This window comes from Streptomyces sp. NPDC019224 (assembly GCF_040632605.1).
Lineage (GTDB): Bacteria > Actinomycetota > Actinomycetes > Streptomycetales > Streptomycetaceae > Streptomyces.
This window is the reverse complement of sequence record NZ_JBEYCF010000032.1, coordinates 14,115-38,333: the sequence shown is the minus strand read 5'-3', so window position 1 is coordinate 38,333 and position 24,219 is coordinate 14,115. Positions and strand designations below refer to the sequence as shown.

Sequence of the window (24,219 nt, the reverse complement as noted above, 5' to 3'; positions counted from 1 at the left end):
CGGCCGCGTCACTGGGCGAGCCCCGCGCCCCGTTGCCCGTGCCCGCGTGGCCAGTTCGCCGGGCCCGGGGCCGAAGCCCAGGTCGACGGCTTCCTTCCGCCCGCGTGATGCTGGTCCGGGCTGGTCCCGACCCGGCCGGCAGCCGCTGTCGGTGCGGACTCGGCGGCACGGGCCTTCTTGACCCACCCCCGCAGGCTCTCCGAACTGATCCCCAGCTCACGGGCGACATCGGTGACCGTCCGCCCCGACGAGCGCACGAGCTCGATCGCGTCGCGCTTGTACTCATCGGAGTACCACTTCGTTTACTTGCTTCCCACCTGGCCCTACTTCCTCTGGAACCACTCAGATCCCAGTCTCCAGGTGTCCATGATCAAGGGGAAGCTCCACCCCGGCGGTCAACAACACCCCCGACCCAGCAGTGCACCGCCACCCTGCACCGATCAATCCACTCCCCCTCGGGAGGATCAGAAGTAGGATAGGTGGCATGAACGAGCCCACCGGCAAGTATTCGATCACCATGCCCCGGGACATCGCCGAGGCCGCCCGCACCCGCAGTGGCCCCTCCGGCCTCTCCGCCTACGTCGCCGCGGCCGTCGCCCGCCAGATCGAACGCGACAACCTCAACGAACTCATCACCGTCGCCGAAGCCGAACACGGACCCGTCACCGACGAGGAGATCCAGGCTCTTCGCGACCAGCTCCACCAGGCCCAGCGCGAGCAGGCACGACACGGAGCGGATGCCGCGTGACTCGCTCCCCCGCCGCCACCCCGGGCGGCACCCTCGTCCTGGACAGCGAAGGACTGGCCAAGGCCGTCCTGCGCGACCGCACCGTCACCGCCTGGCTGGCCCTCGCCCGCGCCGACGACCTCCGGGTGATCACTTCTGCGGCCACACTCGTCGAGGTCATCCACCCCCGGATCAGCCGCCCGGCGCTGGAATGGACGCTCTCCCGCCTGGTGATCGAGCCCGTCACGGACACGATCGCCCGCCACGCCGCCACCCTCCTCACCGACGCCGGACTGCACGGACACAAGTACGCGATCGACGCGATGCTCGGTGCGACCGCGCTCGCCTCGCCAGGCCCGGTCACGGTCCTCACCTCGGATCCGGAGGACCTCACCGCGCTCTGCGGTTCACGACTCACCGTGATCAAGATCTGAGAGGGTCCGCTCCTGCCGACCCCCGTTCCGGATCCGGTTCCAGAAGGCGGGCGGCCGTGGAGGCCGCGCCACCCTGTGAACCATGGCGGGCCACGCTCATGGGCCGAAGTCCAGTTCGAGAAGCCCTCTTCTACTGAGGTTGAACTCGTGGTGTCGTAGGGGCTGACGGCTCGTCGCCCGTGAGGTATCACCGGGGTATGCGGTATCCACAAGGTGGCGGGCTGACCGCCGAACGGCAGCCGTCGATGAGGTTGCTGCGGTACTGGATGTGCCGTAGACCGCTCCGGACCGTGCGGATGAGATGTTCTGGCGTGGAGAAGGCGACGTTGGAGAGCCAGCCGCGACGTAGCAGGGACCAGATGCCCTCGACGGGGTTGAGGTCGGGGGCGTAGGACGGCAAGTAGAGGATGGTCAGCCAGTCACGGGATTCGGCGAACTCCCGTAGACCTGCGGCCTTGTGGACGTTGAGGTTGTCCCAGATGAGGACGATCGGGCCGCCGAGTTGCTGGTGGGCTGCGATCAGCAGGTCGCGGTAGTCGCGCCAGGAGAAGCTTTTGCGCCCGTCACGGTTGCCTTCGTCTCGTCGCGGCCGGTAGATCAGCCGGGAGCGGTGGCCGGGCTTGTAGCAGGTCAGCGCGGCGATCGATATCCGTCTGCGCGAGCGGCCGCGGCCCCGCACCACCGGAGTCCGCCCGCGCTGCGACCAGGTCCTTGCGTGCGACGGCGTCATGGAGAAGCCGGCTTCGTCCTCGAAGACCAGCCATGCTCCACGGGCCGCCGCTAGCCTTCCGCGCGGGGCCACACCTCCTTGACCCACCCGGCCACCGCCTCGTCGTCCCGCTCCATGGCACGACGGGCCGGGACCTGGCAGGACCAGCCGTTACGCACCATCAGCTTGCGGACACCCTGAATCGTGTACGTGAGGTGGAAGCGCCGTCCGATCACCGTCTTCACACGGTTCAGAGTCCAGCGCTGGTCCTCCCAGCCGTGCGCGGCCGGTCCTTTGGCCAGCTCCGACTCCAGCTCGGCGAACTGCTTCCCACTCAGTCGCGGCAGCGACGCGGGCCCCTGCGACCGCAAGGACCGTGGGCCGCCCTCGGACCACGTGTGACGCCACCGCTGCACCGATCGGACACTGACCCGCAGATCCCTGGCGCTCGCCGTACTGCCCTCGCCACGAGCGAACCGCTCAGCTGCCTGGAGCCGTAACTCCTCGCGCCTGCACTGCCGTTCAGCGGTCAACCCGCCACCCTGCGGATACCTCATCCTCCCGTGATACCGCAGGCAAGCACCCCCCGCCAGCCCCTACGACTTCACGAGTTCAATCTCAGTAGTTCCCTGTCTCACCAGCAGATCCGTCCCTGGAAAGCTTCCGGAAGAGGTTCACTCCGTCAAGTGACGTCGCCCCTATCCGGAGTACTTCTTGGTGACTCAAGCGGGCGGGCGGAAGGGGCCAGCTCCTCGTGGATGCCTGGCCCTTCCCCTCGGCCCTGCCCCGCTGCACCCGAACGCGTTCGGGTGCAGCGGGGCAGGGCCGCCGCGGCCGGCTCAGCTCTGGTCGAGGAGTTTTCCGTACACCGAGGCGTCGAGGAGGTCGTCCACCTTGTCGGCGTCGGACATGTCGATTTCCACGAGCCAGCCCTCTCCGTAGCAGTCGTCGTTCACCGCTCCCGGCCCCTCGGCCAGACTTTCGTTAATCGCGACCACCTTCCCGGCCAGTGGGGCATGGAAGTCCGAGACCGACTCGGCGGACTCCACTTTGCCCAGGGCCTGGCCCGCACCGACGGCATCCCCGGGCTCGGGAAGCACGACGGAGGTGACGCTCCCGAGTTGACTCTGGGCGTGATCGGTGAGCCCGACCCGCACCGTGCTGTCACCAGTCCGCAGCACCCACTCGTGATCCTCGGTGTACTTGAACTCATCCGGAACCATTGGAACTCCTTCGTATCGCGCCTATGCCGACGCTGGTAGAACGAGCCCAGACACCAACGGACACGATCCGCATCAAACCTTGATAAATCGGTCTCGAACCACCTCTCACGGGGCATTTACCCAGGATTGTTCGAGAATGCGACTTTCACTCCCACCACTTTGATTCTCTTCACCCGATTGGATGGATTCCTCCCAGGTGGAGCCGGGAGGACTGGCGTCCGCCTCCGCCCCTTCTGCGCATGGAAGTCCGCCTGGTTTGAAAATGACACGGACACGCCCAGTGAGTTTCTTCAGCGTTGCCGCTCCAGGGTGAGGATGGCCTTGGCGATTGACGTCATGCGGTTGGGGTTGCAGCGGGATCTGCGGAAGATCCGCCAGGACTTTAGGCGGGCGACGCCGCGTTCAATGGGTGCCCGTGCTGTGGCCGGGGCTCGGTTGCGGGTCTTGTCGGTGGCGGTGAGTTCCCGCAGGGGTTTGCGTTTGATGCCGGTGGTCAGCCATGGGCCGGTGCCCTGGCAGGCGAGATCGGCCACGACCGGAACGCCTGGCGCTCACAGATCCGGATGATCCGGTGGGTTCGGGCGGCGGTCAGGGCGTGGGTGCGGCCCGGCAGGGCGGGCGAGAGCCACAGCAATTGTCCGTACGGGTCGGTGAGGACCTGCACGTTCACGCCGTGGCGCCGGTGCTGGTGGGAGCAGTCGGCCCGGCCGTCGCCGACCCGGTCGCACTGGGCGAGGGTCCCGTCGAGCAGGACGAACTCGGCATCATGCTCGCGCAGTGTCTTCAGCAAGCCCGGTACGCGTTCGGCGAGGAGGTCGACGACCGCGCTGGTGTAGGCATGGGCGGTGGACTCGCTGATCCCGAACCCGGCGGCGATCTTCGCGAGAGTGGCGTGTTCGCGCAGGTACACCAGTGTCACCATCGCGCGCTGGGACGGACGGAGCTTGCAGCGCCGGTCACCCTCACGGGTGGCGATCAGCATGGTGACCCACTCCACGAGTGCGTGCGGCAGGGCGAGTGCGGCAGGATGTGTAACCAACGAGGCCCCCGAGCAACGTGATTGAGACGTCAGACATCTCGATCAACCGCCCTGGGGCCTCGCTCGTTGCGCTTCACGGCCCATCACCCGATCGGTGACCAACTCGAAGAAGCTCGCTGAGTTTAATGGCTGCACGACCGTTTCCTTTCGGGCACGGCATCGTTCCCCTCCTCGGTAAGTCACCCAGCCAAGGAGTACCTTCGTGCGTCGTCGTGCCATGCTCGCCGCTGCCGTAGTAGCAGCCGCCACCCTCGCCGGCACAGCCGGAACCGCCGCCGCCGACGGCGGGCCTCTCGGCCTACCCAACGACGATATTGTCCCCACGGCCGAGGTCTTGGGCCAGACATCAGAGTTCCCCACCAACAACGGTGTCGTGGATGTCGCCGGCGGCACCGGTGGCATCCTGAGCAGCCATGGCACCCCTGTGGCCGATGTCGATCTGCGGTGCGCTGTCCCGAACGCGGATGTCCAGTACATCGGCGGAACCCTGTTTGGCGGCAAGAAGGCCGCCTGCAACGCGTAGGGTCGCCCTGGGCCTGGGGGCACTGGGCTCTCTGACTTCGATCTTCCGGTGCCCCTTTCGCATGTCCCGCGCTCTCTATGGACACGGAGCGTTTCAGCGTTGAGGTTCAGTAGCGGCGGCAATATACCGGCGGTCCCCCGGTTACCGAAACCGGGGAACCGCCGAATACTTGTATACCCACCGCCACTTCCTGACCAGCCGACGAGAGGCAGCACACGACGAGCCACAACTCCAACCGCGAAACTCGCCCGGCAGTACGGAGCATCGTCCCTTCACGCAGCGGCGTAACTGAGTCGGAAAAGTTCCTGGGCACGCTCCAGGTCACCCTCGGTGCGTAGCTGAACCTCCAGATCGCCCGTGCCATGGTGACCAAGCCCCGTCGCGTCCCGCGTGAATCCAGGCACTAGGTCCACCGCTGCTGAAGCCACCTTCAGGTAAACCACCACTTTGGCCTGCTGCGGTGGGATGAGGCACGCGAAGTTCCGGAGCCGCTGATAGGCGCAGTACTGCTTACGCTGCACCCGAGTGACGTTTCCGCCCAGTCCGACGAGGACCTCGTCGACCGCTTGTGCCAGCTCGGCCATTGCTCCGCCCTGCTTCCGAAGGAGCGGCTCCCCGGCTACGCGGCGACGTTCCCGTTTCCCCTGAGCCGACCGCCCCGTGACGGAAGCCACGGTCTCAAGGCTGAAGTGATCGCGGCCGAAGTACTGGTAGCGCATGAGATCAATTGACCGTCGGTACTCGCGGACCGCGTGCGCGTCGTAGCGGGTGAAGTCGCCGGCCACACAGATCAGTCGAGGTGCGCTCCACGGGATCTGGGACGCGGCCGTTACCCCGATCCGGTCGCGAACCAGGTTCCGGAAGACGTCCTTATGGTTCACCAGCCAGGCCATGTAGTAGAGGCCCTGGTTGATCACGCTCGCGTCTGTTCCGCGCTTGTACTCGACGATCACAGGTGCGCCGTTCTCATCGAGTCCCAGCGAGTCGATACATCCGCCATCGGCGCATCCGATCACGTACTCGCTCGCCAGGAACCGCACCCCCAGCATCGTCTCCATGTGCGCCTCGATAAGGCTCTGCACATTCGCCTCAACGTCGGCAAGACGCGGCGTGACCTCAGTCACGCCGCCTTTCGTTGTGTGGAACAGCTTCACGCCCGACTTCCCCCTCGGCTAGGAGATCGACAACGTCGGGCGGGAGCAGATTTGTTTCCACACGAGGCCACGGGGCCGTGAAGAAAGCGTGTGGATAAATCCTCTCCCTGCTCACCCGACGCGCCGGGCGGCACTCCACCACGTCGCGACGGGCCAACGCTGACCAGCGGCGACCAAGCCCGCCCCTGCCCTCCAGATCCAATACGCGGCGCCAGGTCCGCTACCGAGAGTTATCAGGAGTGAGCACCTACCGGCCGCATCTGTCGCACCATCAGAAGTAGAGGCAGTCACCTGATGACCTGTCAGGGCGTGCGTCAAACGTGCGTCAAATATGCGTCGAACATGCGTCAAGATATCGCCCGTAACGCACACAATGCACACTCGATAAAACAGCAGGTCAGCGGCCCTTTTCAGCAGGCTCCAGAATCGCGACACACTCCACATGATGCGTCATCGAAAACACGTCACCGCTAGTCGATGCGGGAGAAGCTGCAGGTCAGACGGGTCTCCTCGGCTCTGTACGCGGGCTGCCAGGGGCTCGGAGCGTCATTTGAGCGTCACGGCAGGTGCGCACGGATTTCAGCCTGCACCACCCGGCAGTCCGCCGCCTGCGGACAGAGCCCGCCACAGCTGGGCCACATCGACCCGAGCCCCGGCTGGCGCATCGTAAAGCCCTCTGTGCCGCCAGCGGTGATCGCACACAGCGACCGGACCGGTCATCACCGCAGCGCCTCAGGCGGTCACCATTTCGCTTCCGGCCTCGAGCCCCCAACGCTCCTGCGGACCTTCCGCAAGGAGCCGAACCCGCACCGGGGTGAACCTGCCGATACGGCGACACGGGGCGCTGACGAATCGGCCGACCGTCACCGACTCCCGTAGTCCTCGACCAGTCCGCCGGTCAAAGCGAGGAGCGCGTCCGCCCGGTGCCGGTCCTCACGCTGGTCGCGCAGCCTGCGGCAAGCTGCCGCAAGTCGGACACGGCGGCCGGATCACGGCGCCGCACCGCGTCCAGCCACGGCGTGGTGACGAGGTCCATGCACGTGGTGAACAGGACCCGGGTCGATGGGGCGGGAGGAGCCGGGTCGGGGGCGGCGAACCGGTGGTCACGTACCGGACCGGGTCGGTCAGGCTCCAACCGACGATGGCACTGCCCTGGACAAGAAGTGCCACGTCCGGGCCGATACCGACGCGAGCCTCCAGCGGCTCGTCCAAGACATCGAGGTCACGAAGACAGGTCAGTACGGCATCCTCTGGGGCACGGCAGAGCTCGGTGGTCACCTCCAAGCGGAAGTCCCGGACCTCTGCGGCACGAAGACCTCCCGGCTGGACCGCGGGGGTCGCGGACAGATGGGCGGAGTCCTCGAGGTCGACGGCCTCACCGGCGACCTGGAACTCGGCGCCGACCAACTCCCGGTCTTCTCGATCGAACCGGAGTTCGTCGGGTGTGTCCCACAGCCACGGCCCACTGCCGAAGGTGTCCAAAAGGAACGCGCCGCGTTCGTCCACGTTCGAGTACTCCGCTACGCGTACGAGGAAGCCCGGAAGGCGAAACGCGGGGTGAGGCGCAGCGGCTTGTCCGTCACCAACACGGTCCGGTCACCGACGGTGATTCTCATGGTGGACGCCTCCTCATGACCTTCTCTGCGGGGGCCATATAGTCGTTCTTGGCTGGAATCCTCCCCTCCACCACGTCAATGTGCGTAATCGGCGCACCCGGGTCGGTGGGCAATCCGGCCAGCGCCTTGGCCCCCGAAGGACCCTTGATGCCGGATGAACCGTATGCCGTGATGACGTTGCCCGCCCTGGCACGGTCGGCGCGAGCAACCACAATGCCCTCTCCCTGACGGAAAATCCGCTTTCCACTGCTGGCTGCCGAGTAATACACCGCGTCCGGATTCTTGAGGACTTCATGACCATTTCCTCGGTAAAGCCATGTTCGTGCGCATGGTAGTTACTGGCCTTGTGCAACTTGCCGTCCTGCGGATATGCGCGGTAGCCGCAAAACTTCGTTTGACGGGAATCCCACCCTCTACGAGATCAGGGCAGTGCCGCCTTCGCGGCTGCTTCAATGACTATGGCCATGTGCGACGAAACTGCAAATCATCCATGTATGCAAAGGCGACGCCGGCCCGTGAGGTCCGCACTTGCCCTGGCCAAGCAAGGACTGAATACCTCTTGACGTTTCGGGCGTGATGAACTCCAGCGCATTACCGGTGAAACGGGTCCCGCAGGCTGGGTGCGAGGTGCCGTAAGGCTCTCCGACGACGGCCCCGGCGAAGTCCCCTTCGGTCACTGTCCCGGCGGTAGTAGCGGTGCAACGGCCAGTCAGGTAGTAGGCGGAGCACGATTCGTCGCGTTCGAGGGTGGTCCGCAATCAGCCGGTCCTCCTGCTCGGCGTAGCCGGGGATCGGTTCGTCGGCGCTGACCGGCTCTCCTACCGGAAAGTACGGAAAGTTCAGCGCGCCCCACTCGCGAAGTGTCGCTGCCGGCCCGCCCATGAGTCCACCTTGCTCACCAGAATTTGTTCATGACTCATCGTTCATGACAGACGAAAGGATCACGCCTCTCGCCAGAAGACTCACACCCTCCCCCGACAGTTGAACCAAGGCACTATAGGGCGGATACAGGAGGTCCGTAACCTTTCCATAACATCTGATCCAGTCGAGGCCGAGAATTACCGGGGATCCTGTTGCGCCATCAGCCAAGCGAAGTCTGAACGGTCGGCCGGTTTGCACTACGCCGCCTACGCAGCGAGCAGCACACGTTGCGGTCCCAGCACTCCTCTCCTCCACCGAGTAGATCTGAAGTTCACCAGCAGCATTTTCATCCATGCTTATAAGCCTCCGTCAGGAATTGTCGTACCTGCTCGGGTGAGAGTTTTGGAATATCCCATTCCAAGGCATCACTGATACCTCCGTACGAATTTATTCGGGGCACATCGATTCCCATGTCCTTGAGGATGCCATGAGCGACGCTCGACGGGAGCTGGATGGTAGCTCTTCCGGCAATTTCCGAAGCGGGAAGTTGCACGGCGACTTCTGCCTCGGCACGTATGACTCCTGGCATGGTTTCAATTCCTTCAAGCGCGCTCCGGGGAATAATTTGCACTACGGATTCGCCGAATTGTTCCGAGTGCCTGGCGAACGCCGTCGCCACGCCGGGGTCCGTTGATGTGGGTGTGAAACCCGAGCTTTGAGCATTCTCGCCGGCATCAAATCCCTTCGACGTCCCTCGGAACAAGTGCTCCTCTTCAGGACAACCGCCCGGCGCCAGACCGAAAGGGTCCATCCATGTGCACGGATTAGGAACATACGCGACGGGGTTGGGTGCCGGAGCGAGGCCGAGTGGGTCCGGCGAGGCGTAGCGGCCGGTCTCCGGGTCGTAGTGCCGGAAAACGTTGTAGTGGAGGCCGGTTTCGGGGTCGTAGTACTGGCCGGGGAAGCGCAGCGGGGTGTACGTGCCACTGTTCCGGGACCAGGCCGTGGTGCCCCAGAGCGTGGAGCGGGAGCGCCACGCGATGTCGCCGGACTCGTCGATCAGCTCGGCGGGGGTGCCGATGAGGTCCGTGGCGATGGCGAAGAAGCGGCGGTCGATCTCTTCCTGGCCGTCGTCGGCCGTGAGGATGCGCTCCGTCTGGGCCAGGGGTGCGTGGCCGCGGTGGTCCCAGGTGAGGGTGACCGTGTTCGGGGTGTCCGGGTGGTGGGTGGTCTGTTCACACAGGGTCAGGCCGTCCCAGGTGAACCGGACCTCCTCGGCCACGCTTCCATCGGTGGCGAGAAGGCGCTGTTTCGCGGTGCGGCGGCCGAGCGCGTCGTAGCGGTAGCGCCACCGTGTGCCGTCGGGGGTGATGACGGAGGTGAGGCGGTTCTCCGCGTCCCACGTGTAGCGCCAGGTGTCGGGCTTGCGGGAGAGGCGCGTCTTCTGTCGCAGGGTGATCCGGCCGAGGGCGTCGTGCTCGAAGCGGATGTTGCCGGCGCGGGTGATGGTGGTGCCGGTGTAGGCGCGCGGTCCGGTGGCTTCGCTGCCGGGGTGGCCGGACGGCCAGGATGCCGAGGTCTGGTTGCCGGCGTCGTCATAGGTGTAGCGCTCCGTCCAGTCCTTGGCATGGACGGCTGTGACGCGGCCCGCCGGGTCGAGGTCGAAGGTGCGGGTGCCCGAGAGCCGGTCGGCGACGCAGGTCAGGTTGCCGTCGGGGCGGTAGGAGTAGGCGCGGCTGTTGACGGCCCGGGTCCCGGCGGTGATGTGCTGGACGGCGAGCCGTCCGGCCTCGTCCCACGCCGACGTCATGCTGAGCGTGTCGTCGAAGGCGCGGACGAGTTCGCGCCCGGCGCCGTCGTGCGTGAAGTCGATCCGGTGATCGCCGCTGGTGAGGCGCTGAGGACTGCCGTCGGGGCCGTATGTGTAGGAGGTGACGTGGCCGGTGGGCGTGATGCGCTTTGTACGGCGGCCCAGGACGTCGTAGGAGTAGGAGACAGGACGGCCGTCCACCAGTTCGGTCTTGGTCCTGCCTCGGCGGTCGTACTGGTAGCGGATCTCGTTCTCCGGGCCCACGGCTTCGAGCAGGCGTCCCGCCCGGTCGTATGCGTACGTCGTCACATGGCCGTCGATGTCCTTGCTGATCACCTGGCCGAGTTGGTCGCGCTCGTACGCGATGGTCCCGCCGAGGGCATCGGTGCGGGCGGTGAGCCGGCCCGTCGCGTCCGTTTCGTAGGTGAGGGTGCGGCCGTCGAAGTCGGTCTCGGAGACGAGGCGGCCGGCCGCGTCGTACTCGTAGGTCCAGGTCAGTCCCTGCGGGTTGGTGACGCGGGTGAGGCGCAGTTCGGCGTCATGCTCGAACTCGTGGCGGACGCCGTCGGGTCCGGTGCGGGCGAGGGGCAGGTCGAAGTGAGTGTACTCGGAGCGGGTGACGCCACCGGACGCGTCGGTGTGGGTCAGGCGGTTGCCTTCGCCGTCGAACGTCCATGACTCCGTGGCGCCGTCCGGTCCGGTGCGGCGGGCGAGCTGGCCGTCGGCGTGCCACTCCAGGCGGGTGACGCCGCCCACCGGATCGGTGACGCGGACCGGTCTGCCGAGGGCGTCCCGCTCCGTGCGCGTGACGGCGCCGGTCGGGCCGGTCACCTCCACGGGCAGGCCCGCCGCGTCGCACACCACGTGTGTCGTGGCGCCGAGGGCGTCGGTGACCGAGGTGAGCCGGCCGGCCCGGTCGTAGGTGTAGCGGGTGGTGGAGCCTGCCTGGTCCGTGACCGCCGTGCGGTTGCCGCGTTCGTCGAACTCGGACAGCACCCGGTTGCCGTCCGGTCCGACGACCTCCACCGGCAGACCGAACGGGCCGCGTACGGTGCCGCAGTTCACCGCCGTCGGGGGAGGTGGTGGAGACGAGGCGGCCGTCCTCGTCGTAGCCGAAGGCGGTGCGCACACCCAACGCGTCGGTGCGGGCCAGGAGGTTGCCGCGCGGGTCGTAGGTGAATCGGGTGGTGTGGCCGAGCGGGTCGGTGACGGCCAGCCGACGGCAGCCGGGGCCGAACAGATGGCGTGTGGTGTGGCCTTCTGCGGTGGTGAGTGTGGTGGTGCGGTGGCCCGTCACGGGGTCGGGTTCGGTGTAGGTCAGGGTGATCTGGACGTGGCCGGCCTGGCCGCCTTCGGCTATGACGCGGTCGTGGTCGTCGTAGGCGTAGTCGTAGCGGCTGTCGTTCGAGTCGATCCAGGCGGTGACGCGGCGGCGGTCGTCGTAGACGAACGTGGTCGTGGCGCCCGACGGCTTGCTGACGGTGGTGAGGTCGCCGTCGTCGTACCCGTAGCTCATCAGGGGCAGGTCCGTGCCGTCCTCGCCCGCACCGGCCAGGGACAGAGCGGTGATCCGACCGTCCTCGGTGGCCAGATTCACGCGGTGGCCCGCGGAGTGGACCAGAGCCAGCGGCAGGCCGTCCTCGTCACGGTCGACGCTGATCCTGTGGCCGTTGCGGTCGGTGATGTCCGAGAGCCAGGCCGTCCCGTCACCTCCCGGCTCGGCGCCGGACGGGGCGTTGAAGTCGAGGACCAGGCCGCTGTCGGGGTCCGTGACCGTGTAGTCGCCGTAAGCGTCACGTGCCACCAAGGTGCGGGCCCTGCCCGATTCCGGTGCGGTGGGCGCGCCTGGGGCCGGGTGCGGGTAACGGATCAGGAGCCCGTCGGCGGTGACGTGGATGATGCCGATGGCGTCGATCTGCAGGCGTTCGTCGACGGTGGATGTCCAGGAGGGTCCCAGGAAACGCCCGACCGTCAGACCGGATTCGGTACGGCGGGTGAAGACCAGCGGCAGGATGCCGGGGACCGTGACGTCGGTCTGGGGCAGGTACATCCTGCCCGTGGCGAGGTCCACCGGGTCGGTGTCCTCGGATATTCGCTTGGCGTCGGGCTGGCTGTTGGCCCCTTCCGGAGCATCGTCGACGAGCTTGCGCAGCCGCGCCGCCTCGGCGGCCTCGTCGGCGACGCGTACGCTCTTCACCGCGGCGCCGCCACCACCGGTGGCGATGGTCAGCGCGATGTCGGGGATCAGCCGGCCGAATCCCTCGGCCGGGTCCTTCATGAAGTCCTTGACCATCGTGGTGCCGGTGCCGACCGGGTCGTTGGCGGCGACCACCAGACCGGCAGCCAGACTGTTGAGGGACGTGACGTACTCGGCCGGGTGCGTCAGGTTGTACGGGTCCATCGGGTTGATGCCACGCACGAAGTTGACGATGCCCGCCGACGCCTTGATGATCCCGCCGTCCAGGTGCATGCCCATGACCTGGGACTCCTCGAACCCGTCCCGCGCCTGCTCCGCGTACGACGGCTTCTTCGGCGCCATGTCGCGGGCGGCCCGCACCGCCGTGCGGGCGGTCTCCGCCGCCGTGTTGCGCTGCTTGCGGGCCTCGGCGAGGAGGTCCTGCGCGTCCTGCATCAGCTTCTTGCCGGGGTCGGTGAACGTGGAAGCGGGCCTCGGCGGCAGGGAGGACGGGTCGCGCTTGTCGGCGGGCTGGGCGTTGTAGCGGTCGACGGCGCTGTTGTAGGCGTCCACCTTCTTGCGGTGGGCGTCCGCGGCGTCCTCGGATGCCTTCACGCCCTCCTTCCACTTGTCGATCGCCGTCTGCGCCTGCCCCTGCGCCCAGGTCACGGTGTCCGCGAACGCGTCGAGGGCGTCCAGCGCCTTCGTACTGGCATCGGCGGCGGCGTACCACTTGGGCGGCTGGGTGCTCACCGCGGTGCGCAGGGCGTCGGCCGTCTCCCCCTTGAGCTGACCTGAGTCCAGGCCCTTGAGACCGTCGCCGGTGCTGTCGAAGGCCGACTGGAAGGCGCGGAGTTTGGTGACGGTGGCGTTGATCTTGCTGGGGCTGCCGTAGATCAGCTTGGTCTTGTCCTCGGTCTGGCCGAGGTCCATCTCGTCGACCTCGGCGCCCAGCCGGTTGGCGACCGAACGGGACTGCTCGCGCACCCAGTCCGCACCGGACTCCCAGCCGACGTCATCCAGCCGGTCGGCGGTCCAGTTCCCGGCGTCCTCGACCCGGTCACCGGCCCACTCGACACCGTCCTCGATCACGTCCTCGACCGAGTCGGGCGTGATGTCGCTCAGGAAGTCGCCTATACCCACGGTCAGTTGTCTCCCGACTCGCCCTGCTGCTGCGCCTGTTGGGCGCGTTCTTCCGGTGACGGGCCGAGCGTCTCGTCCAGTGCCTGGTCGAACTGGTCGTCGGAGATGCCGAGCGCGCTGTTGAACAAGTCGGACTGCCTGCCGCCATAGCCCTCGGTGAGGACGGTGCGACCCGTGTCCTTCCAGGTCTGCCCCATGTCCTGGCCGGCCTTCTCGAACGATTCGGGGCTGTAGTCCGGGTTCAGATAGTCCGGCGTGAAGATGTCGCCCCAGTTCTGCTTGGCGATCTCCTCCTCACTGGCGTGGGGGTTCCCGCCGAACAGGGAGTTGGCACCCACCTTGAGCGTGCCCGCAAGGTACTGGTCGTTCTCCCACTGGGTGCCCGCCGCCAGGCCCAGCCGGTTCGCAAGCCCACTGGCGTCCCTCACCAGGGCGCGCACACCCCACTCCCAGCGCTCACAGAAGTCCTCGAAGTCGGCCGCGAGACCGTGGTGCCCGGCCTCCATCCCGGTCATCGCCATCTCCGAGAAACCCTTGCCCATCACCGAACCCGTGGCACCACCGAGATCGCCGAGCTGGTCGATCGTCGCACCCACACCCTTCGTGAACTTGGTGACCGACTCCTTGTCGAGATGCAGGTCCGCCCCGTCACCGCTCATGACCGCTCCTCCCCCGCGTCGACTGCGACCGCCTCCGGAACGATGCCGACGACCGGCGGGAAGAACATCGCCCCGTCCTCGGTGGCGACATCGACCGCGAGACCGCCGGGCTCCCCCAGAGACGGCACGATCTCGTCGACGATGCGCGCACCCAGCAGCGCCGCATAGTCCATGGCCTGATCACCCGGTGCGCGAAGCAGAGCAAACCGGGCCAGAGCTGTCTCGTCGGTGAACGCGTAGATCCAGCGCACCCCGCCCAAACGCGCCGACCAGAGCTGTTCGCCCACGGTCGGCACCAGAAGAACCGAACGCCGCATCTCGCCCAGCAGCGTCCGCGGATCACCAACTCCGCTCCTCCGGTCGGCAATTCGATCGGCAAGCACAGTTCCGGACTGATCCAAGACCCCTCCCCCACGCTCGTCTCAGGGGGCACACTGCAGGACAAGCCATTTGTGTTAGCAAAGCAGTTCGAGGTCACCGTCGGCTCAACCGGCTGCAACTGCGCCCGTGCCGCAGAACCGTCCCGAACTGGTGCGAGTTCACAGACAAGGGCGACCACGTCCCCGCTGTCAACCAGACTGGTCCATTGCTTCACCGGAGCCGGCCAGATCTCCGTACCGTCCTGCTTCGGACCGGGCTGCATGCGGTCGAAGAGCAGCCCAGCGAAACCAAGCGGGAAACCCGAGTCGCCAGGGTCAGCGGTCGCCGCTCCGGCGGGAGTGCACACAGCACCTCGGTGCAGGAATCCGCCGGCAACTCCTCAACACGGTCCACGAGATGGTAAGTGCCTGACTGCCAACCGTCACCTGGTTCACTATCGAGGACCTCGGAGCCCTGGCCTGGCGTGACCGCGTCATCGACTCCGTGGCCAAAGCCGTCACTCGCATTACCCGCACCGACTTGATCATCGTGGATGATATCGGCCTCCTGCCGATCTTGCCGGATGCCGCAAAGGCTTCTACCGCTTGGTCGATGCCGCCTACGAACGGCGCAGTCCGGCCGTCAGCAGCAACCTCCACCCGGCCGGCTGCGACGAGATCATGCCCAAGACCCTCGCCGGCGACGGTCGACCGGCTCCTGCACCACGCCCCCGTTGTCGTCACCCAAGGGGACAGCCACCGCCTCAACGAGGCCACCACCGGTGCGGTGTCGTTCCCCTGAACTGAACCCACTCCCTGTGGAGAAATGCTGTCCATCCGGGGATCTTTGATGTCCACCAGCGGGGAGGCCCGTTATTCGCCAGCGGGGAGATCGAGCTGTCCCTTGCGAGTGAACCCTGCCCGTGCGGCGCGACAGGTTGCCTGGAAGTCATCGTCAATGGTCCTGCCATCACCCGGCACGCGCCTACGCATGGCTGGCAACCAACGCTGGCAGAAGACGCAGCGGCCCGAGAGTGGGCCTTGCCCCCGAGGAGTGGACACCTGTTCGTGTCGTTATGCGGCAAGCGTCAGGGTAGCTGACTGCTGTTCGTAGGCGATCGGCGCCCGCTGTCCATTTGCAGAGTGCCGTCGGCGGGTGTTGTAGCGGGTGGGCCAGCGGAAGACGGCCAGGCGGCAGGCCCGGGCCCCGTCGTAGCGGCGGGCGCCACGGAGCGTCTCGCGTTTGAGGGCGGCGTTGAACGACTCGGCGAGTGCGTTGTCCGCGCTCGTGCCGACCGCCCCCATGGACTGTCTGACACCCAACTGGGCGCACAGCTGCGCGAATTGGCGGGAGCTGTACTGGGCTCCGTGATCGCTGTGGAAGACGGCTCCGGCCAGGCTGCCGCGGACCCGGGCGGCAGCCTGGAGTGCGTCGGTGACCAGCGAGGTGCGCATGTGGTCGGCGGCCGACCAGCCCACCAGCCGCCGCGAGAAGCAGTCGATCACGGTCGCCAGATACAGAAACTCGCCGTCGCCCACCGGCAGGTAGGTGATGTCGCCGACGTACTTCGTGTTCGGGGCGCTCGAGGTGAAGTCGCGCCCCAGCAGGTCCGGTACCGGGGTGGCGGACGGTTCGGGCACGGTGGTGACCTGGCGCTTGCGCAGCCGCAGCCCGGCAATACCGAACTTCCGCATCACCCGCCCGACACGCTTGTGGTTCACACGCTCGCCCTCCTCACGCAGCTCGGCGGTGATCCGGGGGCGGCCGTAGGTGCCGTCCCACTCGGCGTGCACGGCCCTGAACCGCTCGGCGAGAGCGGCATCGGCCCGCTCACGTGAGGCGCGGGCCTCGCGGCCGGCCCGCCACTTGTAGAAGCTGGAACGGGCCACCTCCAGCACGGCACACAACCGCTTCACGCCCCAGGCGCGGTGGTGGTCCTCGATGAACTGGAAGCGGTTGGTCACCAGGTCATCTCTTGTGCGAAAAACTTCGTCGCCTTGCGCAGGATGTCACGCTCGGTGGCCAGTTTCTGCACCTCTTTGCGCGCTGTCGCCAGCTCCCGGCGCAGGGCCTCGTTCTCGGCCGCAAGCTCCTCGGCCGTCGGCGGGGAATCCACCGTGCTCTTCTCCGTGCTCGTACTCGTCGTGCTGCCCCCGCCGCGGCGGGCCTGTTCGGCCCGCACCCAGTTACGCAGCGTCTCGCGGCTGATCCCCAGATCCTTACCGATGCCCTCGAAGGTGTGGCTCGGGTCCGACAGGTACAGCGCGACGGCGTCCGCCTTGAACTCGGGCGAGTAGACCTTCATCACCATAAAAGATGCCTCCTACCCGGCCCCTGCCGGGGCCGGACTCAGAGGTGTCCACGATCCAGGGGAAGCTTCACCCCGCGGCTCCACCACCCGAACGTACGACGCCCGCGGCCTGGCCACCAAGATCGACTACTCGGACTCCACGCCGGACGTCACCCTCGGCTACGACGACGCCGGACAGATGACCGCCCGCGCCAACGCGACGATTTCCGAGGACTTCGTCTACAACGCGGTCGGCTACCTCACCAAGACCCGCGGCTTCGCCTACACCTACGACGCCGCCGGGCAGATGCTCACCCGCAAGTACTCCGACGGCAACACCATCGGCTACACCTACGACAACGACGGCCGCACCGCCACCATGACGGCCGACGGCGCCACCACCACCTACACCTCGGACCCGGCGGGCAACCTCACCAAGACGGCGCTGCCCAACACGGAGACCGAGGAGCGCACCTACGACCGGGCAGGCCGCGTCACCGCCGTCACCTCCTCCAAGGCAGGCACGACGGTCACCAAGACCGCCCTGACCCTCTCGGCGGCCGGCCTGCCCACCCGCGTCGACGTCACCCGCGCCGGAATCGGCACCGGCGGCTACGACCAGACCTACGACACCGCGGGCCGCCTCACCTACGGCTGCTACCCGCAACCCTGGATCACCGGCTGCGCCGCGACCCGCACCACGTCCTACACCTACGACAAGGTCGGCAACCGCCTGACCTCCACCCTCGGCGCCACGTCCACCAGCTACACCTACGACGACGCCGACCAGCTCACCTCCACCACCACCGGGGCAACCACCACCGCATACGAATACGACGCGGACGGCAACCAGACAAAAGCCGGCGCCAACACCTTCACCTACGACCTGGCCGGGCAGATCTCCGCCGCCACCGTCGCGGGCACCGACCACACCTACGACCACGACGCCAGCGGCAACCAGGTCGCCACGCTCAAGGACGGCGCGGTCACCAGCCGCACCCAGTGGGACCCCAACGCACCCCTGCCGATCCTCGCCACCGAGTACGACAGCGCCTGGACCGTCAAGCAGTCCTACCGCTACGACCCCCTCGGCCAGCCCGCAGCCACCAAAACCGGTGCAGGTGCGGTCTTCTACTACCACCACGACACCCAGGGCTCCCCGCTCGACGTCACCAGCAGCACAGGCACCCTCCACCAGCGCTGGGCCTACGACCCCTACGGCACCCGCGTCCTGGGCACCGTCACCGCAGGCGCGCCCTCAAGCACCCCCACCTACACCGGCGCCCGCTACGAAACAACCACCGGCAACATCGACCTCCACGCCCGCCAATACACCCCGGCCACCGGCCGCTTCACCAGCACCGACCCGGCAACCCGAAGCACCTCAACCCCCCACGTGTCCCCGTACGCCTACGCCGACAACCAGCCCACCCTGCTCACCGACCCCAGCGGCCGGACCCCCGAAGACCCCAACAGCCCAGGAGCGATCCTCGGCGACTTCGGCTCGGGCTTCCTCCAAGGGCTGAAGGCACCCTTCCAGTTCCTCGGAGACGCCTACAACGCCGTCACCGGCCAGAACGGCGGCGCCGGCGCCTTCCTCGACAAGTACCTCCCCGTCCGCCCCGCCTACCGCCTCTACCGCGCCGAATACATGCTCCGCCAACAAGGCTGCGACGCACTCGCCGACCTCTACGCCGAAGCAGCCGACGAACTCACCCAACAGCTCGCCGTCACCGGACTCGGCGGACTGACCGGGTGGCGCAGGGCAGCCGTCGAGCCCAAGGCTCCAGGCCGATTCGGACCAGGGGCAGCACACTCCGACGATCCAGCACTGGGTGGAGCAAACCCGTATATTCCTCGCGGCTTCAGCGCTGGGACATACGGCCAATTCACGCAAAAAATCTACTCCGGCCTGCGCGCAGCTGGCTACAATGACTCCACAGCCATATTTCACGGAAGCTCCGTCACTGGACGAAGCTTCAGGACGGGGGAGCCTTTCCGACCGGAGAGTGACTTCGACATCGCACTCGCAGGAGCAGACGTCTTCGGACAAGCTAAGAAAGCCGGCGTGGGCCTTCGATCTAAGGGCACCCGAACCGGCGAGCTGACGGACGAAAATCTGCGAAAGATGCGCCTCACTCGACTCGCTCAAGAACTCTCAGAGGCGGCCGGGCGACCAGTTCACTTCATGGTCTACGATTCCGTTGAGAGCGCAACCGGACGCGCACCGAGTATCATCGCACCGCGGAACTAACGGGAGGAAAACCATGGGGCATCGCTACTACCTCTACGGCTCCGACAAAATGAGCTTGCAAGAGGTAAGCGATGTCCTGTCGACCTCCTTGCAAATCCCATTCGACGCCCGCCAAAGCGATTACAAGGGAGGCAGATACTATCTAGCACGAATGCAGGCTCCCGGAAAAATCACAATCGAAGAAAACTGGGAAGATGACGAGGGTTACCTCGCCGAACCGGACTTTCCGACATGCTCCACGCTCGTATATGTCACTGAGCCGACCATACGTGTGGTATCAGCACTAGAAAACTCAGGTCACCTTCAGCGCTTGAGGATGTCATGCGTTGATTGAGAAGCCGTGAGACGGTTCCATCCATGGCTCCGGTTGAAGGCCACAGACCTGACGGAGCCGATCGGCGCAACCAGCCACTCCTTGCAACCGGCACCGTTGTCGTACATGCAACATGCACCTAGCAGGATGCCCTGCCCCACGCCCTGCCCCACGCCCTGGCGGCACGTCAGGCGCGGTGCCCTCCCGCGGTCGGCCAGTCTCCCCTCTCGTGGAGGTGGAGTACGAGAGCAGCGATGTTCCAGGCGTCGTCCTCAGCCTGGTGGTGACGGCCTTCGAGACGCCGCCCGACGATCTGCAGGGCGCGTGCCATGCCAGGGGCCTTGCGCAGGCCCTCGGCTTTGGTGAAGACAGTTTTTGCATTGACGTGGTAACGGCCGAAAGGGTAAGGCGTCCCTGTGGCCTGGCATTGCCTTCCGAACTGGTGACGGTCGTAGTCGCCCCAACTGGCCCAGGGCCTGGTGCCTGCGCGGTGCTCCGCCGTCAGTAGTCGGCACGCCTCGGCGAAGGAGACTCCCTGATCGACTTTGTCCTGAGTGAGTCCCGTCAGCTCCGTGCAGAACTCGCTGACGGTGGACCAGGCGGGCCTCACCAGGATCCGGTGCCGACCAAGGCGCTCGCCGATGTTCAGGTCGACGACAGTGAGCCCGATTTCGATGATCTCGCTGGCCTCCCCAGGCGGCGGGGAACCGGCCCAACACGTCGCTTCGACGTCCACGACGTTGACGACACTCTCGGTCCAGGTGCTGTCCATGACGAGAAGCATGGGGAGACGCAGCGGTCGGGCCCATGCCCAGCAGCGAAAGGTCACCACAGCCTCGAACTGTAGGCGGCACTCATTTGCGGAGCAGGTCGAGGTGGGCTCGGCCGAACGACTACCCCCTATGCGTGGCGGGTCCGCCGACGACGAATGCAGGATCCTGACCGAGTGGCGTTGCCGTAGCCGTGCAGGGCAAGAGTTCGTCCGTCCCGGATCCTGTCGTTCCACTGATCGGGGGTTCGCCCCTGACGGCCCTTCAGCAGCTCGGCGGTGCATTGCACCTGTTCGGGCGTTCGGGCGAGGGCGGCGTGACAGCACAGCCCTCGGCCCACCCGTGATGAAAGCCGCAACTTGAATCCCGTACCGGAGAGCTCACCTGCACCGGTGGGCCTACATGGCGGCAGCGGGAGAGCTGCGGAAGGTTGAGACTTCCGCTCCGAGCGTCAGGAACCTCCAGCGAGACCCTGAAGGTGTCGCCAACGCGAGCACCTCCCTGAAGAATTCGCAGGTCAGGAGGGCACGAGGGGGGATCCGTACCCTCGACCCGCCGCAGGGAGGGAAACAGGTCGAACAACTCACCCGGACCACGAAACCGCAGGTCAGGCACCCTTTGCCGCAGGCTCCAAAATCGCCACGCACTCCACATGGTGCGTCATCGGAAACAGATCGAACGCCCGCAGCGTCCGCACCTTGTAACCGCCCTCCGCGAAGTACCCCAGGTCCCGCGCCAGCGCCGCCGGGTCGCAGGCCACGTACGCGATACGGCGCGCCCCCAGCCCCACCAGCTGCTTCACCGTGGCCTTGCCGGCGCCCGCGCGGGGCGGGTCCAGGACGATGAGGTCGCATTCGGTGATGCCGGTGCGGGGCAGGACCTGGTCGACCTTGCCGTGTTCGATGCGGACCCGCTCCAGGTCCTTCAGGTTGTGCCGGGCGTCCTCGACCGCGCGCTTGCCGGACTCGATGCCGAGGACCGCGCCCTTCTCGCCGATGCGCTGGCCGATGGCGCCGGCGAAGAGGCCGACGCCGCAGTAGAGGTCGAGGGCGGTGTCGTTCTTGCGGGGCAGCAGGCCCTGCATGACCGCGCGGACCAGGGTGTTCGCGGCCTGGGGGTGGACCTGCCAGAAGCCGCCGGAGCCGACGCGGTACGTGCGGTCGTCGGCGCGCTCGCGGACGAAGCCGCGGCCGTGGACGCGGTGGACGCCGCCGTCGCGTTCGTCGACGCGGAGCACGGAGACCGGCTTGTCGAGCTCGACCAGCGGAAGGCGGCCGCCCTCGCGCGGGGTGAGGATGACCTGGCGGTCGTGGGAGCCGGTGGCGGCGATGGCCTCCACCGTGGCCATCTGGGGCCAGTCCTGCTTCTCGACGCCCAGCTCGGAGACGCCGGGCGCGGCGATCATGCACTGGTCGATGATCTCGATGTCGTGCGAGCGGTGCTTGCGCAGGCCGACGCGGCCGTCCTCGTCGATGGCGTACTGGACGCGGGTGCGCCAGGCGGGCACCTCGCCCGCCGGGAGCTTGTCGCCCTCGGCCGGCATGACCGTGCCGTCCCAGCCCACCTCCTCCGGGGTGAGTCCCGCGAGGCGCTGGAGCTGTTCGGCGATGACCTCGCCCTTGAGGCGGCGCTGGGCGCCCGGCTTGGCGTGCTGCCAGTCGCAGCCGCCGCACTTGCCGGGGCCGGCGAACGGGCAGGGCGCCGGGACCCGGTCCTTGGACGCCTCGATGATCCGTACCGCGTCCGCGCGCAGGAAGCGCGAGTCGCTGTCGCCGTCGGTGATCCGGGCGACGACCTTCTCGCCGGTCAGGGTGTGGCGTACGAAGAGCACCCGGCCCTCGTCCGTGCGGGCGATGCAGTGGCCGCCGTGCGCGACCGGGCCGATCTCGACCTCGTACTCCTGCCCGACCAGTGATTCCGGCTGTGTCTCCCCGGTCTGCGGCGACGTCGATTCGTTCTGCATGAGGGGATGACTCCAGGGAGGGAAGGGGGACGGCCGGCGGCCGGACAACAACCTACGAGTCTACGTGGGTGTCGTCCGGCCGCCGACCACCGTCGGATGCGCCGCCTCAGCCCTTGGGCGCCGGTTCCTTCGGCTTGCGTTCCACCGGGCCGCGGCGCACGGAGCCGGGGGCGGTCCAGTCGGCGCGCTTGCGGGCGCGCTTCTTGGCGGCCTCGGAGGACTCCAGCTGGTACGGCACCGAGGTGACCATCACACCGGGGGTGAAGAGCAGCCGGCCCTTGAGCCTGAGGGCGCTCTGGTTGTGCAGCAGGTGCTCGTACCAGTGGCCGACGACGTACTCGGGGATGTAGACGCTCACGACGTCGCGCGGGCTCTCCCTGCGCAGGCCCTTGACGTACTCGATGACCGGGCGGGTCACCTCGCGGTACGGGGAGTCGAGGATCTTCAGCGGGACGTTGATGCCGCGCCGCTCCCAGTCGTCCCTGAGGGCCTTCGTCTCGGCCGGGTCCACGCTGATGGAGAGCGCCTCCAGGTGGTCCGTGCGGATCAGCTTGGCGTAGGCGAGCGCGCGCAGGGTGGGGCGGTGCAGCTTGGAGACCAGGACGATCGAGTGGACCCGGGAGGGGCGGATGGACTCGTCCGGGGCGGTCTCGTCGGCGGCGATCTCCTCGGCGACCCGGTCGTAGTGCCTGCGGATCGCGGTCATCGTGCCGTAGAAGATGACCATGCCGAGCAGCGCGACCCAGGCGCCGTGGGTGAACTTCGTGGCGAGGACGACGACGAGCACCAGGCCGGTGAAGAAGGCGCCGAAGGTGTTGATCGCCCGGGAGCGGATCATGCGGCGGCGCTTGGCCTGGTCCTTCTCGACCGCCAGATGGCGGTTCCAGTGCCGGACCATGCCGGTCTGGCTGAGCGTGAAGGAGACGAACACGCCGACGATGTACAGCTGGATGAGCCGGGTCGAGTCGGCGCCGTAGATCACGACCAGCAGGATCGCGGCGCCGGCCAGCAGCACGATGCCGTTGGAGAAGGCGAGCCGGTCGCCGCGGGTGTGCAGCTGGCGGGGCAGGTAACGGTCCTGGGCCAGGATCGAGCCGAGCAGCGGGAAGCCGTTGTACGCGGTGTTCGCGGCCAGGAAGAGGACGAGGGCGGTGGCGGCGGCGAGGATCACGAAGAAGAAGGTGCCGTCGCCGAAGACCGCGGCCGCGACCTGCGAGATGACCGGGTCCTGGACGAAGCCGGAGCCGACCGGCGTGCCGTTGCTGATCAGGTCCTTCGCCGGGTTCTCGGCCATCTTCACGTCGGTGGCCATGGCCAGCCCGATGATGCCGCAGAACATGGTGACGGCCAGCAGGCCCATCATCGCCAGCGTGGTCGCGGCGTTCTTGCTCTTCGGCTTGCGGAAGGCGGGTACGCCGTTGCTGATCGCCTCGACGCCGGTGAGCGCGGCGCAGCCGGAGGAGAACGCGCGCAGCAGCAGGAAGACGAGCGCGAAGCCGGCCAGGCCCTGGTGCTCGGGCTTGATGGTGTACGCGGAGGTCGGGGCGTGCATGGTCTCGTCGAGGACGATCCCGCGGAAGGCGCCCCAGATGATCATGATGAAGACGCCGGCCACGAAGAGGTACGTGGGGATGGCGAAGAGCTTGCCGGACTCCTTGACGCCGCGCAGGTTCATCAGGGTCAGCAGCACGATGGCCGCGACCGCGCACCCCGTCTTGTGCTCGACGACGAAGGGGATCGCGGAGCCCAGGTTCTCCACGCCGGAGGCGATCGACACGGCGACGGTCAGCACGTAGTCGACCAGCAGCGCGCTGGCCACGGTCAGGCCGGCCTTCGGTCCGAGGTTGGTGGTGGCGACCTCGTAGTCGCCGCCGCCGCTCGGGTAGGCGTGCACGTTCTGCCGGTAGGAGGCGACGACCGTGAACATCAGGACCACGACCGCGACCGCGATCCAGGGGCTGAAGTGGTACGCCGACACGCCCGCGATGGACAGCACGAGGAGGACTTCTCCGGGTGCGTACGCCACCGAGGACAGCGGGTCGGATGCGAAGACGGGAAGTGCGATGCGCTTGGGGAGGAGCGTCTCCCCCAGCTTGTCGCTGCGCAGGGCCCGTCCGATCAGGATCCGTTTGGGCACGTCGGTCAGTTTGGACACGCAGAGGATCGTAAGGGTTCCGTATGGGGCCCGTCCCCGC

At 67.1% G+C, this 24,219-nt stretch carries 15 protein-coding genes and 4 pseudogenes; 6 read left to right on the top strand and 13 right to left on the bottom strand.

Annotated features, from left to right (window positions below):
• Positions 1-8: 8 nt before the first annotated feature.
• Positions 9-281: pseudogene (locus ABZ564_RS20785) on the bottom strand (transposase); the annotation flags it as partial.
• A gap of 203 nt (positions 282-484) precedes the next feature.
• Between ABZ564_RS20785 and ABZ564_RS20780 the strand changes: the two are divergent.
• Entirely contained in the window at positions 485-748 is a 264-nt protein-coding gene (locus tag ABZ564_RS20780) for a CopG family transcriptional regulator (protein WP_360858317.1), read from the top strand.
• Positions 745-1,161 (top strand): PIN domain-containing protein, encoded by a 417-nt coding sequence (locus tag ABZ564_RS20775; protein WP_360858315.1) that lies wholly within the window; start codon positions 745-747, stop codon positions 1,159-1,161. The genes ABZ564_RS20780 and ABZ564_RS20775 overlap by 4 nt, the downstream gene beginning before the upstream one ends.
• A gap of 187 nt (positions 1,162-1,348) precedes the next feature.
• Here ABZ564_RS20775 and ABZ564_RS20770 read toward each other — a convergent pair whose 3' ends face one another.
• The 4 genes and pseudogenes from ABZ564_RS20770 to ABZ564_RS20755 form a co-directional block, all read right to left on the bottom strand.
• Positions 1,349-1,921, bottom strand: a complete 573-nt coding sequence (locus tag ABZ564_RS20770; protein ID WP_360858403.1) for an IS630 family transposase — start codon at positions 1,919-1,921, stop codon at positions 1,349-1,351.
• A 20-nt stretch (positions 1,922-1,941) separates the two neighbouring features.
• Positions 1,942-2,427, bottom strand: a complete 486-nt coding sequence (locus ABZ564_RS20765) for a winged helix-turn-helix domain-containing protein (protein ID WP_360858312.1) — start codon at positions 2,425-2,427, stop codon at positions 1,942-1,944.
• Between the two features lie 282 nt (positions 2,428-2,709).
• A complete protein-coding gene (gene gcvH, locus ABZ564_RS20760) occupies positions 2,710-3,093 on the bottom strand; it encodes a glycine cleavage system protein GcvH (RefSeq protein ID WP_360858310.1) in 384 nt (127 codons plus the stop codon).
• A gap of 290 nt (positions 3,094-3,383) precedes the next feature.
• Positions 3,384-4,132: pseudogene (locus ABZ564_RS20755) on the bottom strand (transposase family protein).
• 202 nt (positions 4,133-4,334) lie between these two features.
• Here ABZ564_RS20755 and ABZ564_RS20750 point away from each other — a divergent pair.
• Positions 4,335-4,655, top strand: a complete 321-nt coding sequence (locus tag ABZ564_RS20750; protein ID WP_360858308.1) for a hypothetical protein — start codon at positions 4,335-4,337, stop codon at positions 4,653-4,655.
• Positions 4,656-4,927: 272 nt separating this feature from the next.
• Here the strand turns inward: ABZ564_RS20750 and ABZ564_RS20745 are convergent, their stop codons facing one another.
• Complete coding sequence (locus ABZ564_RS20745) at positions 4,928-5,809, bottom strand: endonuclease NucS domain-containing protein (RefSeq protein WP_360858305.1); 882 nt, start codon at positions 5,807-5,809, stop codon at positions 4,928-4,930.
• Between the two features lie 1,062 nt (positions 5,810-6,871).
• Between ABZ564_RS20745 and ABZ564_RS20740 the strand changes: the two genes are divergently transcribed.
• Positions 6,872-7,444, top strand: a complete 573-nt coding sequence (locus tag ABZ564_RS20740; protein ID WP_360858302.1) for a hypothetical protein — start codon at positions 6,872-6,874, stop codon at positions 7,442-7,444.
• Positions 7,445-9,073: 1,629 nt separating this feature from the next.
• Here the strand turns inward: ABZ564_RS20740 and ABZ564_RS20735 are convergent.
• From ABZ564_RS20735 to ABZ564_RS20725, 3 genes and pseudogenes are all read right to left on the bottom strand, one after another.
• Positions 9,074-13,415: pseudogene (locus ABZ564_RS20735) on the bottom strand (putative T7SS-secreted protein); the annotation flags it as partial.
• 2 nt (positions 13,416-13,417) lie between these two features.
• Positions 13,418-14,074 carry a hypothetical protein gene (locus ABZ564_RS20730; RefSeq protein WP_360858299.1) on the bottom strand — a complete coding sequence of 219 codons (657 nt, stop codon included), beginning with the start codon at positions 14,072-14,074 and terminating at the stop codon, positions 13,418-13,420.
• Entirely contained in the window at positions 14,071-14,475 is a 405-nt protein-coding gene (locus tag ABZ564_RS20725; protein ID WP_360858296.1) for an SseB family protein, read from the bottom strand. The genes ABZ564_RS20730 and ABZ564_RS20725 overlap by 4 nt, the downstream gene beginning before the upstream one ends.
• A gap of 379 nt (positions 14,476-14,854) precedes the next feature.
• Here ABZ564_RS20725 and ABZ564_RS20720 point away from each other — a divergent pair.
• Positions 14,855-15,235: pseudogene (locus ABZ564_RS20720) on the top strand (ATP-binding protein); the annotation flags it as partial.
• 272 nt (positions 15,236-15,507) lie between these two features.
• Here ABZ564_RS20720 and ABZ564_RS20715 read toward each other — a convergent pair.
• Positions 15,508-16,745, bottom strand: a protein-coding gene (locus ABZ564_RS20715; protein ID WP_360858293.1) for an IS3 family transposase whose coding sequence is annotated in 2 segments (ribosomal slippage) — positions 15,508-16,421 and positions 16,421-16,745 — 1,239 coding nt in all. Because the reading frame shifts where the segments join, the coding sequence is not laid out codon by codon here.
• A 178-nt stretch (positions 16,746-16,923) separates the two neighbouring features.
• Here ABZ564_RS20715 and ABZ564_RS20710 point away from each other — a divergent pair.
• The gene (locus ABZ564_RS20710; RefSeq protein ID WP_360858290.1) at positions 16,924-18,978 is read left to right on the top strand and encodes an RHS repeat-associated core domain-containing protein; all 2,055 of its coding nucleotides are present in this window, start codon (positions 16,924-16,926) and stop codon (positions 18,976-18,978) included.
• 500 nt (positions 18,979-19,478) lie between these two features.
• Here the strand turns inward: ABZ564_RS20710 and ABZ564_RS20705 are convergent, their stop codons facing one another.
• The 3 genes from ABZ564_RS20705 to ABZ564_RS20695 all read right to left on the bottom strand — a co-directional run bounded on the left by ABZ564_RS20705 (position 19,479) and on the right by ABZ564_RS20695 (position 24,179).
• Complete coding sequence (locus ABZ564_RS20705) at positions 19,479-20,063, bottom strand: 3'-5' exonuclease (RefSeq protein ID WP_360858287.1); 585 nt, start codon at positions 20,061-20,063, stop codon at positions 19,479-19,481.
• 605 nt (positions 20,064-20,668) lie between these two features.
• Entirely contained in the window at positions 20,669-22,024 is a 1,356-nt protein-coding gene (locus ABZ564_RS20700; protein ID WP_360858284.1) for a class I SAM-dependent RNA methyltransferase, read from the bottom strand.
• A 106-nt stretch (positions 22,025-22,130) separates the two neighbouring features.
• Positions 22,131-24,179 (bottom strand): APC family permease, encoded by a 2,049-nt coding sequence (locus ABZ564_RS20695; RefSeq protein ID WP_360858281.1) that lies wholly within the window; start codon positions 24,177-24,179, stop codon positions 22,131-22,133.
• Between the last annotated feature and the right edge of the window lie 40 nt (positions 24,180-24,219).

What these genes read in the sequence shown, in the direction of transcription:
- ABZ564_RS20740 (WP_360858302.1), top strand. Translation starts at nt 6,872, where the DNA reads ATGGGGCGGGAGGAGCCGGGTCGGGGGCGGCGAACCGGTGGTCACGTA.
- ABZ564_RS20700 (WP_360858284.1), bottom strand. Translation starts at nt 22,024, where the DNA reads ATGCAGAACGAATCGACGTCGCCGCAGACCGGGGAGACACAGCCGGAA.
- ABZ564_RS20710 (WP_360858290.1), top strand. Translation starts at nt 16,924, where the DNA reads ATGACCGCCCGCGCCAACGCGACGATTTCCGAGGACTTCGTCTACAAC.
- ABZ564_RS20765 (WP_360858312.1), bottom strand. Translation starts at nt 2,427, where the DNA reads ATGAGGTATCCGCAGGGTGGCGGGTTGACCGCTGAACGGCAGTGCAGG.
- ABZ564_RS20730 (WP_360858299.1), bottom strand. Translation starts at nt 14,074, where the DNA reads ATGAGCGGTGACGGGGCGGACCTGCATCTCGACAAGGAGTCGGTCACC.
- ABZ564_RS20705 (WP_360858287.1), bottom strand. Translation starts at nt 20,063, where the DNA reads ATGGACAGCACCTGGACCGAGAGTGTCGTCAACGTCGTGGACGTCGAA.
- gcvH (WP_360858310.1), bottom strand. Translation starts at nt 3,093, where the DNA reads ATGGTTCCGGATGAGTTCAAGTACACCGAGGATCACGAGTGGGTGCTG.
- ABZ564_RS20780 (WP_360858317.1), top strand. Translation starts at nt 485, where the DNA reads ATGAACGAGCCCACCGGCAAGTATTCGATCACCATGCCCCGGGACATC.